General features: G+C 35.4%; 26 protein-coding genes and 1 pseudogene. 1 reads left to right on the forward strand and 26 read right to left on the reverse strand.

The annotated features are described in order from the left end of the window. Positions 1 to 4: 4 nt before the first annotated feature. The 6 genes and pseudogenes from G7Y56_RS18460 to G7Y56_RS18465 form a co-directional block, all read right to left on the reverse strand. On the reverse strand, positions 5 to 580 hold the full coding sequence (locus tag G7Y56_RS18460; RefSeq protein ID WP_185154003.1) for a hypothetical protein: 576 nt from the start codon (positions 578 to 580) through the stop codon (positions 5 to 7). A gap of 18 nt (positions 581 to 598) precedes the next feature. Continuing rightward, complete coding sequence (locus G7Y56_RS15495; RefSeq protein ID WP_165044918.1) at positions 599 to 1,006, reverse strand: hypothetical protein; 408 nt, start codon at positions 1,004 to 1,006, stop codon at positions 599 to 601. A gap of 1 nt (position 1,007) precedes the next feature. Then, entirely contained in the window at positions 1,008 to 1,985 is a 978-nt protein-coding gene (locus tag G7Y56_RS15500) for a hypothetical protein (RefSeq protein ID WP_165044920.1), read from the reverse strand. 83 nt (positions 1,986 to 2,068) lie between these two features. Continuing rightward, a pseudogene (locus G7Y56_RS15505) lies at positions 2,069 to 2,353 on the reverse strand (DUF4326 domain-containing protein); the annotation flags it as partial. A gap of 1 nt (position 2,354) precedes the next feature. Further along, positions 2,355 to 2,513 (reverse strand): hypothetical protein, encoded by a 159-nt coding sequence (locus tag G7Y56_RS15510; protein WP_165044922.1) that lies wholly within the window; start codon positions 2,511 to 2,513, stop codon positions 2,355 to 2,357. Positions 2,514 to 2,554: 41 nt separating this feature from the next. Further along, positions 2,555 to 2,995 carry a hypothetical protein gene (locus G7Y56_RS18465; protein ID WP_185154004.1) on the reverse strand — a complete coding sequence of 147 codons (441 nt, stop codon included), beginning with the start codon at positions 2,993 to 2,995 and terminating at the stop codon, positions 2,555 to 2,557. A 1,261-nt stretch (positions 2,996 to 4,256) separates the two neighbouring features. Here G7Y56_RS18465 and G7Y56_RS15520 point away from each other — a divergent pair. Then, positions 4,257 to 4,772, forward strand: a complete 516-nt coding sequence (locus G7Y56_RS15520; protein ID WP_165044924.1) for a hypothetical protein — start codon at positions 4,257 to 4,259, stop codon at positions 4,770 to 4,772. An 85-nt stretch (positions 4,773 to 4,857) separates the two neighbouring features. Here G7Y56_RS15520 and G7Y56_RS15525 read toward each other — a convergent pair whose 3' ends face one another. From G7Y56_RS15525 to G7Y56_RS15620, 20 genes are all read right to left on the reverse strand, one after another. Further along, a complete protein-coding gene (locus G7Y56_RS15525) occupies positions 4,858 to 5,817 on the reverse strand; it encodes an SLOG family protein (RefSeq protein ID WP_165044926.1) in 960 nt (319 codons plus the stop codon). An 11-nt stretch (positions 5,818 to 5,828) separates the two neighbouring features. Continuing rightward, complete coding sequence (locus tag G7Y56_RS15530) at positions 5,829 to 6,278, reverse strand: DUF3873 family protein (protein WP_165044928.1); 450 nt, start codon at positions 6,276 to 6,278, stop codon at positions 5,829 to 5,831. Between the two features lie 6 nt (positions 6,279 to 6,284). Then, positions 6,285 to 6,437 (reverse strand): hypothetical protein, encoded by a 153-nt coding sequence (locus tag G7Y56_RS15535; RefSeq protein ID WP_165044930.1) that lies wholly within the window; start codon positions 6,435 to 6,437, stop codon positions 6,285 to 6,287. Positions 6,438 to 6,610: 173 nt separating this feature from the next. Continuing rightward, the gene (locus G7Y56_RS15540; RefSeq protein ID WP_165044932.1) at positions 6,611 to 7,315 is read right to left on the reverse strand and encodes a radical SAM protein; all 705 of its coding nucleotides are present in this window, start codon (positions 7,313 to 7,315) and stop codon (positions 6,611 to 6,613) included. A gap of 77 nt (positions 7,316 to 7,392) precedes the next feature. Next, positions 7,393 to 8,439, reverse strand: a complete 1,047-nt coding sequence (locus G7Y56_RS15545) for a hypothetical protein (protein WP_165044934.1) — start codon at positions 8,437 to 8,439, stop codon at positions 7,393 to 7,395. Continuing rightward, complete coding sequence (locus tag G7Y56_RS15550) at positions 8,417 to 9,169, reverse strand: hypothetical protein (protein ID WP_165044936.1); 753 nt, start codon at positions 9,167 to 9,169, stop codon at positions 8,417 to 8,419. The genes G7Y56_RS15545 and G7Y56_RS15550 overlap by 23 nt, the downstream gene beginning before the upstream one ends. Positions 9,170 to 9,296: 127 nt before the next feature. After that, positions 9,297 to 10,055, reverse strand: a complete 759-nt coding sequence (locus G7Y56_RS15555; protein ID WP_165044938.1) for a phosphoadenosine phosphosulfate reductase family protein — start codon at positions 10,053 to 10,055, stop codon at positions 9,297 to 9,299. 29 nt (positions 10,056 to 10,084) lie between these two features. Next, positions 10,085 to 10,483 (reverse strand): hypothetical protein, encoded by a 399-nt coding sequence (locus G7Y56_RS15560; RefSeq protein ID WP_165044940.1) that lies wholly within the window; start codon positions 10,481 to 10,483, stop codon positions 10,085 to 10,087. A gap of 653 nt (positions 10,484 to 11,136) precedes the next feature. Next, positions 11,137 to 11,661 carry a hypothetical protein gene (locus G7Y56_RS15565; RefSeq protein WP_165044942.1) on the reverse strand — a complete coding sequence of 175 codons (525 nt, stop codon included), beginning with the start codon at positions 11,659 to 11,661 and terminating at the stop codon, positions 11,137 to 11,139. Between the two features lie 67 nt (positions 11,662 to 11,728). After that, entirely contained in the window at positions 11,729 to 12,400 is a 672-nt protein-coding gene (locus G7Y56_RS15570) for a hypothetical protein (protein ID WP_165044944.1), read from the reverse strand. 24 nt (positions 12,401 to 12,424) lie between these two features. Beyond that, positions 12,425 to 13,060 carry a hypothetical protein gene (locus tag G7Y56_RS15575; protein ID WP_165044946.1) on the reverse strand — a complete coding sequence of 212 codons (636 nt, stop codon included), beginning with the start codon at positions 13,058 to 13,060 and terminating at the stop codon, positions 12,425 to 12,427. Next, a complete protein-coding gene (locus G7Y56_RS15580; RefSeq protein WP_165044948.1) occupies positions 13,057 to 13,275 on the reverse strand; it encodes a hypothetical protein in 219 nt (72 codons plus the stop codon). The genes G7Y56_RS15575 and G7Y56_RS15580 overlap by 4 nt, the downstream gene beginning before the upstream one ends. 7 nt (positions 13,276 to 13,282) lie before the next feature. Next, positions 13,283 to 14,119 carry a hypothetical protein gene (locus G7Y56_RS15585; protein ID WP_165044950.1) on the reverse strand — a complete coding sequence of 279 codons (837 nt, stop codon included), beginning with the start codon at positions 14,117 to 14,119 and terminating at the stop codon, positions 13,283 to 13,285. 16 nt (positions 14,120 to 14,135) lie between these two features. Beyond that, a complete protein-coding gene (locus G7Y56_RS15590) occupies positions 14,136 to 14,534 on the reverse strand; it encodes a hypothetical protein (RefSeq protein WP_165044952.1) in 399 nt (132 codons plus the stop codon). 241 nt (positions 14,535 to 14,775) lie between these two features. After that, positions 14,776 to 15,354, reverse strand: coding sequence for a hypothetical protein (locus G7Y56_RS15595; RefSeq protein WP_165044954.1), 579 nt, complete (start codon positions 15,352 to 15,354; stop codon positions 14,776 to 14,778). After that, positions 15,351 to 15,818: a hypothetical protein gene (locus G7Y56_RS15600; RefSeq protein WP_165044956.1), complete on the reverse strand. Its 468-nt coding sequence runs from the start codon at positions 15,816 to 15,818 to the stop codon at positions 15,351 to 15,353. The genes G7Y56_RS15595 and G7Y56_RS15600 overlap by 4 nt, the downstream gene beginning before the upstream one ends. A gap of 12 nt (positions 15,819 to 15,830) precedes the next feature. Further along, complete coding sequence (locus G7Y56_RS15605; RefSeq protein ID WP_165044958.1) at positions 15,831 to 16,622, reverse strand: hypothetical protein; 792 nt, start codon at positions 16,620 to 16,622, stop codon at positions 15,831 to 15,833. Between the two features lie 224 nt (positions 16,623 to 16,846). Continuing rightward, on the reverse strand, positions 16,847 to 17,020 hold the full coding sequence (locus G7Y56_RS15610) for an RNA polymerase (protein WP_165044960.1): 174 nt from the start codon (positions 17,018 to 17,020) through the stop codon (positions 16,847 to 16,849). Positions 17,021 to 17,033: 13 nt separating this feature from the next. Further along, on the reverse strand, positions 17,034 to 17,252 hold the full coding sequence (locus G7Y56_RS15615; RefSeq protein WP_165044962.1) for a hypothetical protein: 219 nt from the start codon (positions 17,250 to 17,252) through the stop codon (positions 17,034 to 17,036). Between the two features lie 4 nt (positions 17,253 to 17,256). Further along, positions 17,257 to 17,763 (reverse strand): hypothetical protein, encoded by a 507-nt coding sequence (locus G7Y56_RS15620; RefSeq protein ID WP_165044964.1) that lies wholly within the window; start codon positions 17,761 to 17,763, stop codon positions 17,257 to 17,259. Positions 17,764 to 17,772: the final 9 nt, after the last annotated feature.

Genomic DNA, 17,772 nt, shown 5'->3' on the forward strand with positions numbered 1-17,772 from the left:
TTTATTAGTGATTAAGTTCATAGATACTCTTATACAAGTTTTCCTCTTTATCTGAATGCTCCCAGGAGAACGGAAATGTTTTCTCTGACAAAAAATCACCGTTTATGTTTTGGTTCTGCTCGGTTGCAACTACATTACCATCTTTGTCAAGAATCTGAATCAACATATCGGTCTTCAAAGGAAAACAAGGTTCTTCCCAATCTTTGGTAAGTGAAAACCAGGATGAATAGCACAAATTATTTCTTTTCTCCCAAAGCCGGCAGTATTTTGCTCCTTTCCCATTTGGAGCTTGGTATATATCCCGGCAACTGCCGGAATCATCATGTATAAATTGTAAGCGTATTGCCAATATTAAATAGTCAGAAGGAAAATTCAATCCATAAATATCCAGATCGGACTTTAGCAATTTTGCTATTTTAGGATACTTCATATCAACCCAGTCAAACTCACTTATAAAATTGATGTTCTTATCTATACCTGTTGCTGTTTGATGGCTAGTCTTAATTCCGGCAGGAATGGTTATAATCCCATAATTGCGAAATTCTAAGCTTATTTCTTGTTTTGTTATATTTATCAACATATATGGTTTATTTAAAGGTTATATAATACTTTCATCTCGATTATCTACCGCCAGTTCCCGAATCATTTCTTCTGTTACCTCTTTTGTTAACTCCTGTAGAATAGACATTTTCTTTCTGGGGACTACCTTATCTTTGAAATAGTGAAACTTACCTAATCCGGATTCCCACATAGTGGAATCTTCAGGTTTAATCCATACCGAAACATTCATCACAGGTATTTGATTCCCTGTCTGACGATCTTTATTTATTTCATTTTGAAAATAAAGGGTAGCTTTAATTTTATAATCATCTGTGACAGTAAGAACCTTAGAAAGGTTTTTATCACCCAACAGTATAAAATCTTCTTTATCAAATTGAAAACCATTGCCACATTTACTATTGATTGTCAATATTTCCTTAATCACTTTGATTGTTAGTTTTGCCATTTTAGGGGATTTTAGGTGATTTGTAAGTCAGGCGAAACTCTTGCTTCCAATATGATGCAATAAATCCATAAACCTTGTCTATACATTGACCTGTATCACATCTACGTTCATCAACACAAATTTCCAGCTTATCATACTGTGAGCTATCAGTTCTATTGACCGGTACTGTCAGATCACGAAGCAATTCCATTTCCATTAATGAACCGCAGCCATCCCAAGAATTAAACATACCACATCTGTTACCTTTCGGTATGGTAATCTCCTGTATCTCCTGAAAATCGTTAGCATACAAGCTCTTTAACGGTAGCATTCCGATGAAAGTAAACAAACAGCCGCAATGCTGATTGAGTAGTTCATCCGCAAATTCTGTATACAAAACTGCTTCTTTACCGTTTCTATCCGCTTCTTCGGGCCAGATACCCATCGTGTGAATACCTTTTTCGTTGAATACAACTTTGACTGTTGCAGGATTAAGGCAAAGCATATCTACTATATCCTTCAAATACTCATCATATTCATATGTATTCTTCAAATCGGAATTTGAAGACAGGAAAACATAATTAGTAAACAAGGTTGCTCTGCCACGTAATTTAGTACGCTCTACCATCTCTTTAACCGGCTCACTAATATCCTTTTCCTCTATAGTATCTATGATCAGTGATTCGTTTTCCTCGTCAGCAAGCCAAGCCGTAATGAAGGGATGGATTACTTTGTATGCTGAATTCTTTAAGATTTTACTTTTAAGTTCCTCCAGTTGATTAAGACTGCCATGATATCGACTGTCTGCCTGCCATTGATTATCGTCAATCGGAAGTCGAGATTTTTGATCTAAACAGTCTTGAATACTCTTTGGATCTTCTTCATAATAATTGATATCTCCTGTTTCGGCAAGTGAATAGCTTTCATCCATTGAATCTAAAAATGCCTTTTTGATGGCTTCGGATATTTCGGGGTTTAACCTGCTTAATGTCGTTTTCATAATTATTTCATTATTAATTGGTATAAAAGCAAAAAGTCCAGACTTAAAGCCCGGACTTTGATTTTTATTGTATAAGGTAATTATAGTGTATCGAGATACGCTTTTATGATATCTCCGTGACAAGGACCGGGTTTACAAAAGCATCCCAATGTTTTTCCTTTTAATTCATGCACTTTTTGCTTAAACAGCGGATCATTGTCCAATCTGTTCATAAAGTAGGTTTTATATGCTTCCAATGTTGATCCTTTGAGAGCACCTTTCTCTAACCTGACTGGATTGCCAAAGTAACCGTCTTGCCCTCTGCCGGCTCTTCCGATATAAATATCATAGGACTCCTTATTGATATTTACGACTCTCGTTTCGTTAATTTCACTCATGATCGCATACTTTATCAGCTATTTCCATTAATGCCTCGTTTACCGATGTACTATATAAAGTTTTAACCTCATTTTTACCCCATCCTGTTTTAGCTTCGAGCTTCTCACTGAAAAGTTCATCTATTCGCTTTAAAATTTCACTAGTTTTCATAATTCACAACGTATTGATTGTTAATATTATATTCTATTTGATTATTCATGCATAATAAAATGCCAGTGATATAAACCTTTTTTTACCTCATTTTTGGTATACCTGTAATAACGTGACAGTTTGTTACAAACTTCTTCTGTACTAAATACAAGTACTTTATTGGGATTATACATTACTGCAACCTCAATATCATCTTTTACCTTAGTTGAAAATAATTCTTTTATTTCCTCAACTTTCATTTCTGTAAACCGGATAGGTTTAAGTACCGGATATGCTTGCATAAAAGAAGCACAAGAATTTTCTCGTTTTGCAAAATTTTCAATTCTGGTAATCGCTTCTTCCGTTAAATTTTCGTCATAGTAACTTATCTCCCTTTCATAACCGATGTGAGCGACTGTCTTAAAATCATTACTCTCTAGCTGGTTACGATCCCAAACTGTAATTCCGTTGCCCATGTGACCGAATCCTAAATCTTCTTTCATAATGTTTAATTTAAAAAATGATTAAATAAAGTATACTTATAAAAATGACAAGCTTAAATAGAAACCATATTAGCCTGATAATAAACTCAATGAACCCGCGGCAGATAACTAATCCAACGAGGATATAAATTGTGGAATAGGATAATGTCTGTACGCATTGTACTAGCGTATAAACAATAGAAATCAATAATATCCATTTGATTATTAATACACTTAATATGTATATCTTATGTTCTCTGATATTTTTCATGAGCTTGTCATTTTTAATTTCAGCGGCAAAAGGAGAACCTGTTCAGGAGAAACAAGGTTTTTTGGAAAAATACTAGCCTCGCTGACAAGCGAGGTATGGAGATTTTTTCAAAAACCCGTAAGGGCCCGACCTTGTTGATCCGCCCGGAACAGGTTTTATCTTTGCCTGATGAAATAAAATGACAAGCATATAAAACTATTACTCTCCGCTTTTTTTGAGAAATTCAGAAGTTTATAGGCATAAAAAAACTGCATCACCACAGAATAATGACACAGTTCTCCGGATTTGGACTATTGATAATGTAAATTTAGGATCAATAAGAATTGTAGATCACTTCAAACCATTCTAATTTTGAGATAAGTGTGGTCCGGACTTTATTAAAGTTTGAGAATAGGTTACTTGGACTTATTCTACGGCTTATTTACTGGAGGATACTGAAAAAAAATAGGGGTAGAAGTCTGTGGGAGTTTATATTATAGAAAAACAAAAGCCACAAATAGAATTCAATTTGCAGCCTAAGAATAGATAATAGCCAAAATAATTAGGATAAAGGCGGGGGTGTCCCCATGCGAGATAAGCTCTTTATAACCGGAGGGGATAGAATTTGTGATAGCACCATCTTCCCTGCAAATTGTCATTTCACTACCAAGGGTCAAAACCTGAAATGTAATTTTAAAATTATATATATAGCTGAATACCAGCTCCAGACAACCATTTGATCCATATCCTATCTTAATAATTAGCAACGAAGATACTCCAAAAAGATATCTTTGGCAAACCTGTTTTTACTTATTTAAAAGATCATATTAATAAACAATTGAAAGAGATTGGTATAACAAAAACAATAACAATGATTAGAAGTAGATACATTTAAATGTTTATCAATTCTATTATTTACCACTATGATAATTTCTTTGCAAAAATCAACTCAATGCAAAAACAGCCAATGTTTTTAGTTCAATTTATTATCTTTGGAAATTATAAAACAACCTTAACAAAGATCTTATTAATATGTTACAATTGGAAGTCGGCAAAATATTCCCAATCGAAAAATACAGGAATATTGGTGAAAAAACATTCGCAATATTAAATGAGAATTTTTTTGATACACTACTCTCTATTGGCGATCCTTCAAAAAAGGAAATTCAAGCCTTCAATAGAGGAAAACTAACTATTCATCTTTTTGTAATAAAACATGTAGCTTTTATCATCTTTGATATCAAAGGCCTATTTACTTTTGATTTTACAATAGATATTAATAAGATAAAAGATGAATTAGCTATAGATCAATGGTTAAATTCTCCTGCCAATTCTACAAGTCTGTATCTTGTAAATGCAGATACCGGAATTCTACTGGGTTTAAGAGTACTGGGTTTACCGATAAGCTTTGCAGAAAAAATAAGGGATGTTTGTGTAGTCAGACTCGAAAAAGACGAATTTGAAGCTATTCAGAAAGAAGTGCACGCTACAATTTCTACGGATGAAATGATTAAAAAATCAATCATGAGTTTTACGTTTAAGTATTAACTTGAAGATCTTTATACGATAAAAAAGGAAACTATAAAAGCGGTAAATACAGTAATAGTTTCCTTTTTATATCCCAACTTAGTACTTAGAGTTTTTCTAGCAGTGCAAAATAATCGTCATAATATTCATCAAACTTCCTCTGATAAACTTCTGCATATACTTCAGTATTATTTTTGTCTTTAAATTCTTCGGGCAACATCCTAAATACATCTACCATCTTTTTTTCAGCTAACAGACAGGACAATTCATTTATTTTATTGCGTCTGTCATCTACCAGGCTATTATCCTTATTGGTAAACAAGGGGTTACTGGTATCGTGGATAGAATAGTATTCAATGGTTTTGATCTCTTTGTTATCCTTCAAAGAAAAAGTTTCAACCGGCTCTGTAAGGTATTCGTAACTTAAAGGAACAATAGTTTTTTTGTTTAACTCATTGACATCACGAAAATTTAAGAGACGTATGGCTTCAAGGGCTTGCTCATAGGAAAACGCTTTTACATAAAAGGTGCTCCTGCCCCAGCCTTTAATTTGTTCGTCCTGATAAAAATTAAATACTTCCATGTCAAAATCAAATAGGTTAATGACAGGTATTCCACGTTCTTGAGCGTGATTGACAGTATAAGATACATCTCCCTTTGACCATTCATCATAATATACAATCATCTGAGAGGCGTTATTAACAAGGTAATCGTTTCTGCGAAAGAAGCAAGCTTCATAGTAAAATTCTGAAAGGCATTCTATCCTATCTGTTGCACTTAATACGGATTCATAACGTTCTTTATCTGAGTCATAAAACCGCTGTGCTTGTCCTCTGAAAGGGATAATACAATGTAACCTGATCTCCGGATAGCTCTCTTTTAGCTTTATAACCTCTTCAGCAGCCAGAAGGTCAAAGCCTTCAGACACACCACTTAAGAAAATACGATACCCTTTAAGGTAAAAATCGATAATGAGTGCATGTAATGTATCCGACAGGTCTTCCGGATTTTCAGTAATCTTTTGATGTCCTGTAAAAGCGATTGTTTTTGATTTGTTATTTTTCATCTTTGTATAATTTAATATTGTTGTTTTTCCTTTTCTATAATCTTATTAAGTATTGTATATGCCTGAAGCATTAGTAAATAGGACTCTTCTTTATCCATTATTTCCGGCATCAGGGAGTCCACGTTAAGTTTGAACTTATAAAAGAACCGGACACGCAGTACTCTGACTGCCTTGGCTGACTTTAAGTTAATCAGGATAATATGCCCTTTTAAATTGGTATTTAAAACCAAATACCCTTCTTCGGTAATTAACTCATATACGATTTGATTCGTTGCAAGCAGATACGATTCTCTAATCCATGCATCCCGTCTGGTTCTGCACGCAGCTACACTCTGCTCTATACAGGAAAACTGTGCACCATCTGTATGCCGGTAATTGTATACTATGTATTCCTTCTTCGGTTTATAGAATTCAAAACTTTCTACTCCGGTTAGATTCTTTGTATAAGTATTTTCATTCATACTGCATTAATCTTTTGTTTCATCAAAAACAGGAATTATTGACTCATAAAACTGATTTAGAATCAGATGTATTTTCGTTTGTACGTCTTTTGCTGCCACATGAAATGTGATATTACGGGGTATTTCAAATGTAAAATCAAAATCAAGGATTATCTCCATGGTTTTAACTATATGTATATTCATACTGTCACCTCCCATCGTTACATTGACATGATTATTATAATAGTAAAAGCTCCTATATAGTCAGAACGGGTAACTTTTTGAATCAATTTATTGTAATTCATATTTTATATATCTTGTTTTAAAAGTTATCAGAATCAATACCCAATATATTATCTGGAGTACAATGACTTTGTTTGTTTCGATTTTAAATAATCCATCAGTTTATTTGAGTGACAAATCCGGTGCTTATCCTGATTCCTGTAACTAAAATCACTTGCACTGATAATATAGCCAAGTGCATTCAGATAAATATAACCTTCGACTTCATCCGAGAAGAGGCTTATCGTATTTTCCCATAATTCATACCCGGTTTTACTGCGTCCCTGTTTAATTAATGGTACACCATTAGTAGTAGTAGTATAACGGTTGGAAAAAAACGGATATTTTGATAGCTTTTCAAACGCCTTGGTCTGCAACTGTTCGTCATGGTATTTATCATTACTCATTTCCAGCATAGCCTGATTTTGGTCTTTGTCCGGTTTTTCCTGTTGATAAGCATATAATTTTGAGCAAATTCCGATAAACTCCTCCGAAACAGCCGTTTCTGAACCATTGGTAATAATCTGGAATCTGTCTACTGTTATTTTACGGCGTTTGAGCTGGGTAAGTATAAATTTGATAGCATCAACATTCATCGATGGTTCTCCACCCGTTATATTCAGATAGCGTATTCTTCTTGCATGACGAAGAACATTCGTAATGTATTCCGGCTTAATATTTACATTCCGGGAACTGCCACGCATACAATGGGAACATTTCATATTACACTTACGTGTTATTTCGATGGACAAACCCGGTATTTCATTTTTTTTCATCTTGCTTGTTTTTAAGACATTAAAATCCTTAGGCAGTACCCAAATCCAGCACTGCCCAATAAGGCTTAACATGTTTTTTATTTATCTATTTCATATTCGTAGGCATACCAGGCGGCATAACTTCCTGTTTCCTTCGTATTATAGGCAACATATTCATACCAGACTGCTCCGCATTTTTTATGCATTCTCGCGACACGGATAATCCTGTAATCTTCGTTCAGAAATGTGAAAGTATGAAGTACTTCTGTTTTGATTTTGGGGTGACTTGTCTTATTCGTTTGGTCAACTTCCTGTAAAATATTATCGGGATCAATTATAGAGTACATACAATCTCGCCAGTTGATTCTGTCGGCATAACTGACTTCATCAGGCATTTGTTCGTCCAGCCAATAGGCAAAACCATCTTTTGTAGCATTGGGGTACTTATCCTCAATTGATTTCCATTCCGACTTACAAACTTGATCCAGTGAAGGGAAGCTTTCTTTGTGTAGTAATTCATTATTTGAATCACGGCAGATCTCCTGCCAGTTATTATCGCAGACAATTAATTCAACCAGATTACTTACCGGATAATCAGCTTCACAATAACCGTTGGGTGCATCAGACAAGTATTGCCAGAAATGCCCTATACCTGTATCACGTCCCAAATAAATGTGTTTTCCTTTTATTGGTTCAGATTGCCATATTTCCATGCACTGACCCGATTCAATACGCAAAAGCCTGACTTTTAATTGCTTTATCTGTAAATTACTACAAGGAAACACCTGTCGATTCGGCTCTAGGGTATATATTTCATCCTTTAGCTGATTAGTGTAATTACTATTACCCAGATACATATTCATCGTATATCCGGTGTCAAAACAAAACGATTCACCTGCTGCCAGTTCAGAGGCTAAACACGTATTCTTCTTCCGTAATTCAAGTATTTCATACCGAAGGTATTTCTTTGTCCACACCATAATATCACCTTCTTTGTCCATTGGAAGAAATTCTAAACCGAAAGATTCAATATGCTTCTTCACACATTCCTCTAGTCCATACAAATACAGGCTTGTTCGGTTAACTCGGAAATTTGTACAATGTACATTCAGGTTCTTATTGTTATATTCTATTTTTAGTCTCATTGTTTTTGATTTTTGATTGTTCTAATTTTTTCGAGAATTCCCTTATTTCAGATGTTAGTTGCTCGTCAGATAGCCTGATACAACGTATACCGGAGTAATGCTTATCGTTGTATCGGAAACAAAAACGATACAATGTTCCGGTATAACATTCTCCCACGAAGAACCGGCCTTGTTTATGTCTTTTTGGAGGCACACTTCCCAGATAGCGTATATAGTCTTTTGCTGCAATCTCTTCAAAAGGCTTACATAAGGATTTATAGTAGCCATTGAATAAAGGATCAAGCTCTTTCCATGTAAGGGCTTTTAAGTTTGGATTATTTTCGCGCTTGCGAATTTCTTTAAGTGTTTCTCCTTCCCCGTAATCGTCATGTAAACCGTCACTTATGGTTGTAACCAGTTTACCTTCGAAGTTTTTAACATCGACAACAAAACGAGTTTCTAGCGGGGTTTTCTTCCCGAAAATGAACACTTTAAAGGTGTTGACAAACAACATAAACAATACAATGAGCAGTCCTATCAATATCGAACTGACTATAAATAATAGCATAGCTAAGAAGTAGTAAGCTATTACTAAAGAATCAGGATAAGCATCAATAGTTACTCCATAGTCCTTCATCAGAATATCTATAGTTATGAAGTCAATCCAAAAAACCATACAAATTTTTGAAAAATGTAAAGCCTTAGCCCATATGACTAAATCTTTAAAATAACTGATAATACATTTTTTCATAAGGTTGATTTTTTTTTCGAAGGCAAAAAGGACGTAGTGTTTAGTGGAGACAAGATTTTTTAAGGAAATACATTCCTTCAGGAATGGAGATTTCATTAAAAACCGATAGGGTAATCTTGGTGAAACGTTAAGAACACGTAAGTATCTTGCCTTCAAAAAGAATCAACCGTAGCTTCTCTGCAAACCTTACATCCAGATCGAATAGTGTATCGCCACTCTTTCGTCTGAAGGGTCTTTCCGTCTTGGATTGTAGTTCCAACAGCTTAGTCCAGTATTCGGGTATGTATCGATAAATATTAAAGAGTTCTTTTAAATTTTTGTTTCCACAGCAGAAGCAACTTACCCTGTCTAAGATTTCATAGAGAGGTATGCCGTTTTCTTTCCAGTCATATCCTTTTTCATAGCAGTATTGTAAGGCCTCGGGTTCTGTTATGCCCCATTTTACTAATTGTAATATTCTGTTAGGTCTATTTTCCTTAGCAAATCTCTCCGGCTCATCATAAGCAATGCCTACATAATCAAAGTTATTTCCTATATATTTCTTTAGTATTCTCATCTTTTCGCTTGTTCCCCACCTGCAAGGCCCTCCGCACCAGGAGTAACCGTATTTATGAATAATTTTTGTGCCGCGTTTTTTAACCGGTCGCTCCAGCATGGAGTACATAAAGGGGTGTTCGGGATGCAATTCCGTGAATTTAATTCCTAAACTATCCAAAATAGGAACGAGCTTATCACGCGTGTCATAGATTGCTTGAAACTCTACTCCATGATTAAAAAAGACTACCTCATCTAAGGGGTAGCCTCTCTCAATTAACAGTAACAGAAGGCATAAACTATCTTTCCCGAAACTTACGCTGGCATAATATTTCTTTCTATGACCTATCATAATAACAGTGGGTAATGTGTCGAAAACAGTTAGAACTTTGCAAATGCATTGTCAATAAAACTGATGTTGACCTCTTCAATTTCTATTTTTAAGTAATCTTTAATAACATGTATCACTAATTTTTCCAGATACTTCAGATATATTTCTTTATCCTGCTTTTTCAGTTTTTTAAAGTAATAGTTATCAACATACTCGTCAGACCAGGTACTTTTTTTAGAAACCATATCCAACTTAAAACCGGGAATAGCAACATTGATCGTCAGGCAGGTATCCTTATACTGTATGTCTGTACTAACCCTTGTCTGTGAAACAGTATTGGCTGTAACAGTTGCTCTTTTGTCCCGGGCTAATCCCTCTCGGTCAAATTCTCTTAGTAGGGTAAAACCTGTGAAGAAAGACTTAGGGATTTCTTGGATAATCACTTTCATAATGGTAAGCTCTAATTATTAATACTTTCTGCCATATAGCTGGATTGGTTCTTATCGAAGTAAGCGGGAATAGAGTGTTTAAGGTTAAGGCAAATTTTTTGACGAAAATATTTAGCGATGCGAAAGCGAGTAATAAATATTTTCGATAAAAACCGAAGGCCGGAATTTGACGAACCGTTAAAAACGCTCTATTAGCTTTGCCAAAGGATAAGAACCAATTTGAGATGATCATATTCAAAAAAATCAAAGAAAAAGTTTACTATACAGCTTATTATTACTCGGAATATTATTATCTTTATTTCAGTAATAATTAAATTTCCGACTATAAATTCCACATTTTATGACGCAGTAATGGCTTATGAAAAATTCTGTAAGAAAAATGCTATTATTTTTTGCCAACCGAGTGAATCCAGCTCTGAAATAGATCGTCACTTCGCTTACTTGAAAAATACGAATGGTGATTTAGGTAAATATGAAATAAATACCGGTAGGATTACAGTAGATGGATTTTAAATTCAAATTTGGCTTGTGACAGGAACAAATCTTTTTCCAAATAATGTCTAAAGACTTTATTTTTAGTTACATCATTCTTTATGAACAGTATTTAGAATGTCTGTTTCTCCATAAGTATTAGTAAAGCAACCCGGATTATATTATTCAAAGATCTTTAATTGGCTTACTTTCTCACGCTTATATATCCGTATTTTTCTTTTAAAATAAGTTTCAAAAGCATCAATCAGGTCTTGTGTTGCCAAGCCATACTCTTCGGAATCATCTTGCACAATGTGAGAGACGATTCTGTCAATTGTCCATGACTTCTCAATGAAGTATGACCAGATCCAATACCTGCGGGTAAGTTTATTCTGTTTCATTTCCTCCCATTCAAGGTCTGTGGCAGGTCGCTTATAGAGAATTTTATACCAATGTGTTTCCGCAGTCCTTGTCCTGTCCTGCCAGGGAGAAAGGTCTATAATGACTCCTATCTCCTGCTTCTTGATGCATTTATGCTTTTTACGAATACCGTACATCACGACAGGGCGATCCCAATCAGGGTGGGTTTGCCGATAAGCAATCGTTTTAAGTGCTTTACGATAAATAGAAACTAAGTCCGTTTTATCTAAAAACTCCTGAAGCCAGCGTGCTTTATCGGTTGAATAGGAATTATTATATTGAAGCATACCATATTTATTAAAAACCGCCAATACATTTACAGGTGTATTGGCGGTTCAAATTATTATTTATCTATTATTCTGCTTCGAAACGGTAAATTTCCGTAATTATAAAATCTTCCATACCTTTTTCACAGAGGCTCTTCAAAGCATGAGCACCATTACAGTAATAGAAATATTCATCGTCACCATTGGAACCGTGAGACAGCCGTATTTTTGTCTCGTCCATTGATTCATTTCCATTACAAAAAGTAACACGACAAACTGCCACTTGAGGTTCCCGACCTGTTTCCTCCATAAATAAAGCCAGTTCTTTATCAATTCTTTGCCTGATTTCATCTACATCGGTCAACTCGACTGAATCATCACATATTTTACAAGTTCCATAATAAAAACTTTCATCTGAAAAGTGATCCAAAGCTTCTTTGGTCTCTATTTTGTTCGGATTGATCCATGCCTCACAGGTAACATCCGTTTTTCCACATCGGGTACATATTACTTTCATACTGTTTGTTTTAGTTCGTTTGTTAATACTCTTCGGCGATTCTTCACGCATGACAATCCAGTTATTTACATTATCTACCAGAAGATCGTCATTGATGTCTTTCATAAAATTGGGTAATTTATATTTTGTTACTTTTCTTTCTAACCAAAGCTCATCGAGTTCCTCTAAAGAAAAAAATTGCGATTCCTCCAATGAAAAATCGCAAACAGGTAACATAAATATCAGTATCTGATCAGGTGTCATAGGTGTCTGTTTTTTAAAGGGTTATTATAATGTATCAAAAAATTGAATTCGATGTTCAGGGTAGTCGTAAGACCAGGTATCTTCACTTTCACTATCTTGTTCCAGTATTGAGAATAACCAATTTTTAAAATCATTGAATCCGTCAAAATTCATATAGATTTGCTCATCTTCTTTTTCAACAACTTCCAAATTCAGTTTTACTATTTCTTTCCCTGGCAGGTTATTACCTTCTTTATCCTCTAGCCATATTGTCGCATAGTTTGGTTCCAAGCAGAACTCTTTTTTATAATCTTCATACAGCATATCAATCTCGGTCCGTAGCTCAGGCAATTGCAAATCATTTTCGGCCACATATTCTAATGCAAACCAAAATGACTCCATCAGGTCTTCTGTAGACATCTCATTCGCAAAATTGCGCATCTGGTCATCACTTAGGTTATGAGGATTAAAACCTTTCTGGCAGATATCATCTCGACTGATTGTCAAGATCGGAAATTCCCCTTCCGAATTTTCGTGGTATTCTACAATTTGCTTTATAGCTTTCATAAAGATGCTATCATCCGCTTCGCACAGATTATTTACTGCATTTTTTAATAAACGGGCAATTGCGATTCTATCTTCGGGTATTACCGCTGGAGAATTAATGTTTAATGTTTTCATAATTTTCTAATTTCTAGTTTATCTTTCTTAGCTTTTCTTATTTGAAATGAATTGAGTTTTCGGTAGTAAACACCTGTATAACATACCGGTAGCTTTTTGCATAATCCGTTCTTTCCCAGAGCCACACATCCCCTACAGCCAAGATCTTCTGCCTTACAGACCTCTAAAACCAATTCTTTGTATTGAAAAAGTGTACCAACTTCCATTTTAGTCATCCCATAATTATTCTTTTTTCAATAATTTATCTGCCCACTCATTAGCAGGTAACAGACTAGAATAACCCACGTACGGATTTACAATACCGTCTACTTTGTACAACTTATAGGTGATAGAGTCATCTCTGTTTGTCCTCAGCTCTTCAACACGGGTGATTAGATATTTGCCATCCCTCATATACACTACCTCATCGCCGATCCCATAGTTGTATTTTGGTATAATCTCTTCTCCACAGAGTGTATAAACCCGATGAGTGGTAAAATGAATATCTATTGCCAATTTAATTCGACTAAGTATAAAGTCTTCCAGCCATTTAATTTGTTCTACAACACTTTTTGTTTTACGTTCTGTCTGTAGTCTAGCTAGCTCTTTTTTATAATTACCCGTTAGGAATTCAATGTATTGCTCTTCTGATAGCTCAAGGACAGATTTCAGTTGCCGTATTCTTTCTTCTTTATCCTTTCTGGCTTGGGCCTCCTGCTGTTCTTCATAAGCCCGAGTTCGAATTTCTTCGTTCTTTTTTTCAATAATTCTTACTTCTTCCAGATACGCTGAATACTTCTGACCTCCGCCTTGCAAGTATTTATAATACTCGACTTCCGCTATGTAATCAGTCACATAATCACCTATACATACTTTTTCAACATAGCCCGATTCAGCTTTTCGGCTATGTATTTTGTCTTGTGTTACTTCTCTCGTTAATTCAAAAGACTCAATAGCTTCATACAGGGACATCACTTTGTCCTTGTATTTACATCTTTTTGATAATGCTCTCAGAGCCTTCGTCTGAGTCATTCTTCCGCTCATAAAGGCAAAAGCCTGTTTATTAATTTCAGTTTCCATATTGTACTTGTTTTTATTATTCGAAATCTCTCATGCTAAATATTTTATCTACATATTCCCGGATAGTACCTTTTATGGGTTGGAACCATTCATCTTCTTTCGGTAAATGATCCATTGCGAATACGGATTTGATCTCATTGATTATGCGATTTTTAATCTGCGGACTCATTATCCGTTCAACAATCACTTTGGTTCCCTGAAAATTAATTGCAGGGTTAGCCCGGCAATCAAATACTTTAACGGCATTCTTTACCCTGATCAGCGAAGCCCCATCCGTATAGCGGATGCGAATGACATAGTAATCTCCGTCATATTCAGAGTCCATTTCAAAATGTGTCTTTGTGAAAAATACCGTAAGGACATTACTGACTAGAAAAAACTGCTTTTTCTTTTGTGGTTTTGTTAATACTTCCATAATTCATAATTTATTTTTTTCATTATGGATACCTCCAACGGGTATCCGTTTATTCACAGGCATTAAAGGTTACAGCGGTACGGCTAGGCAAGGTTTTATACCCAAAACAGCTACCCCAAAGGGTGGCTGTTTTGGGTATAAACGCTGGAAGGCAGACCTTGCAAAGCCGTAAAAACCGGTGTAATACCTTGCCTGGTGAATAAGCGGATAGTTAAAGACTCTTTTTGCTTAAACATGGGTATTAAATAATCGATGCTATTTCCTTCAATCGATTATGCAGTTCTTCAAAATAGTGTAATGACTTTCTTACAGTGTAGTTATTGCGATAAGTATCAATCAGCCTGAGTTCATCTATTTGTTCATCCACTTTGAATTTTTCAGCAAAATCTTTAAACTGCTCAAAGTAGCAGCCATCACACTGTCGAAGACAATGTACTATATGTATATGTGTGTCACCAGATATACTTAATTCGACTCCATCCGAAGTTTCCCGGACACGGAAAAACAGATTGAAAAACGAAACGAAATCAGCTGCGTTGCGGTACGCTTTTCCGTTTTCAATTTGTTCAGGAGTCAGGCTCCTGCTTTCCAGTTCTTTTTTCATCTCCAGTAATTCTTCCTGATTTTTGAAGAATAGCTTTTCTTCATCTATGCCTTTTTGCGATAATTCATCACGCAACCGGTTCGATTCGACATAATTAGCAAGGCTTACGACTGCATCGTCCTGCGTTTTGTAACTGCCGCAAATAATTGTATCATCATGGTAAACAACCCATTCCCCTGCATCATTTTTCCTGAAATTATATCCTTTGTTTTTCATAAGGCTTCCTGGTTTTCGTTATCTATTATCTTTTGGATATCCGTGGGGATACATTTTGTATTTCGTATAGCCACATCTTTGAGCTTTTCAAAATTGGCGTAATTTGTTTTTAAACCAAACTTCTTACAACAATCGGTCAGTATCGGTTTCATCTTTTTTCTATAATTACAGTTATCATGACAGAATTTAAGATGTAAGATCCCTATTTGTTTCAAATACCAGCTGAATGGTGTTTGTGTTTGGGTGCAAATCATACAGTTTTGGGTTTCTTCATATTCCTGCCTGTCGTCATCACACTCGACAGCCCCGTTTATACCTCCCCTGAATGTCCTGCCACAGCAGGAACATTCATACAGTTTTGCATAACCTGAATTGCCTATAACCTTACAATCCGGATGAAGTGTTGCCAGATATCCGAAATTCTCTGAATAAAAATATTCAGCACATTCTAGTTCTTTTTCCATATCAAATATAAATTAGTTATAGCCGGCAAATAGCCTGAAAGCACTTTCTAGTTCTCTAAAATAATCGGTTTGTCCGTCTCCATCTGCTGTGTCAATGGAAACCGAGTACTGATCACCGACAAGATTGACCCATCGTTTTAAAGTAACCACCGAATTTTTAAGCTGCTTTGTCATAGCGTATGGATACTCCTGACCGGGATGCTTCTCTTCCCAATATTCCAGACAGATTTTAAAAAGTCGCTTTTTCATCTCTTGCGAATCGATATACTCTTGTATTTCTTCAAAGGGCATAAGCCATTTACATCCACAGGCAATGCAGGTAAAACAGATTTTCATTTCATCTGTATCATTGGATATTGCACATAAACAAAATGGGTTTCTTCTGCCACTCCAGACAAAATTTGCTTCTTCATTCGAAGCATTTTCTTTAAGTCCATGGTAACAGGTCAGATTAACCAATAAGCCCAGTTTGACTCCAACCAGTTGATAGAAACCCGTCTGATAGGACTTGTTATCAAATAACCGGGATATATCAGAAGTCAAAAGACAATCGGAGTGAATATATTCCAGGGAATTAGTATCAACACATACATAAGGATTATGATATTCATATTCGCCCACTTGCAGCTCATCTTCATCAGCAAGAGGAAGCCTCCACAATACATTCTTAATTGTTTGAGTATCTATACTATCATTACTTTTACGGACTTTATGCCGGTCCTCGTATCTCAGATAATACATTTCTTCGCATTTACCGATCTTTACTATCTTATTATCTTCTATTCGTATTGCATTTTCTCCCATTCTAAATCACCTGTATACGGCAGGATTTATTTTCCCGTATATATTTCACATTGAATAATTGAAATTTTACTTTGTTTTCTACATAAAAGCCTATATATACTCACCACTGCCAGAGAAAGCTCCGATTGAATTCGCTATCATCCGCAGCTCCATTCAGTTTACATAGTTCCATTTTATGATGCTGTTGTTTATTTTTTCCATAAACTACCAGCTTACAGTCTATATTAAAGGAAATCATCCAGTGCCAATACCAGACCGTCAAAATCTTCACCCTCTCCTAATAGCTCAGATATGCTGGTTACAGTATACATATCTACTCCATTATCTTCAGCCAGGCTACGCAGATAATCATTTCGGTCTTTATAGCCGTTTTGCTCGTAAACATTTTCATTAGTCATAGCTTCTGTTTTTTTAATAATGAGTTATAAATTCAAGCGTAGACTCATCGTCCTGCGGTTCGGATACCGAAACTAAGGAGAGAAGGTGCTCCTCATTGATTATTTGTGTCACCTCCTCAATTTCCGTATCGTTAAATCCATCTCCTCCATCAGACGAAAAAAGCGAGATAAATAATCCCGCCTGCCATTTTGGTACTGTTAGCTTTTTAGTCCTTACCGTACTCTTTTTCATTGTCTTACCGATTGATATTAATTCTTTTGAAATTCGTCCAAAACCAATGGATGCAGGCCATCTTATGCTCATTACCAAAAATCAACCGATCACTTCCTTCTTTTCCGAATTGCCTGAAGACAACATTCATTTTATGATATTTCCCTTGATAGTTCGCTGCATCCTCCCACTGAACAGATTGTACATGAATTATTTCATTTTCTGAAATACTAGGCTGAAGAAGAAGTGTATCGATGTTCTGTAAGGCTATATATATTCCATTTTCAAGGTTACAGATAGGATCATTCATTTGATAGCAGGCTAATTCATTTGCATCCATTTTACGGATAAATTTAGTAGTGCTGTTCTCAAACCAACCAAAACCACAACCATGCCTGTTACTACTGTCACTACGCATTGTTATTGCTTCCATTGTAGCCGAATCTTTACCTAAACAAATGATTACGTATTCGATATCAGTCCGTTGACCGAAGGTGAATACCATTCCTAATTCGAGTTCTTCTTTTTTCATGATTTCATT

The organism is Dysgonomonas sp. ZJ709 (genome assembly GCF_011039195.1).
In the GTDB taxonomy this organism is placed as follows: domain Bacteria; phylum Bacteroidota; class Bacteroidia; order Bacteroidales; family Dysgonomonadaceae; genus Dysgonomonas.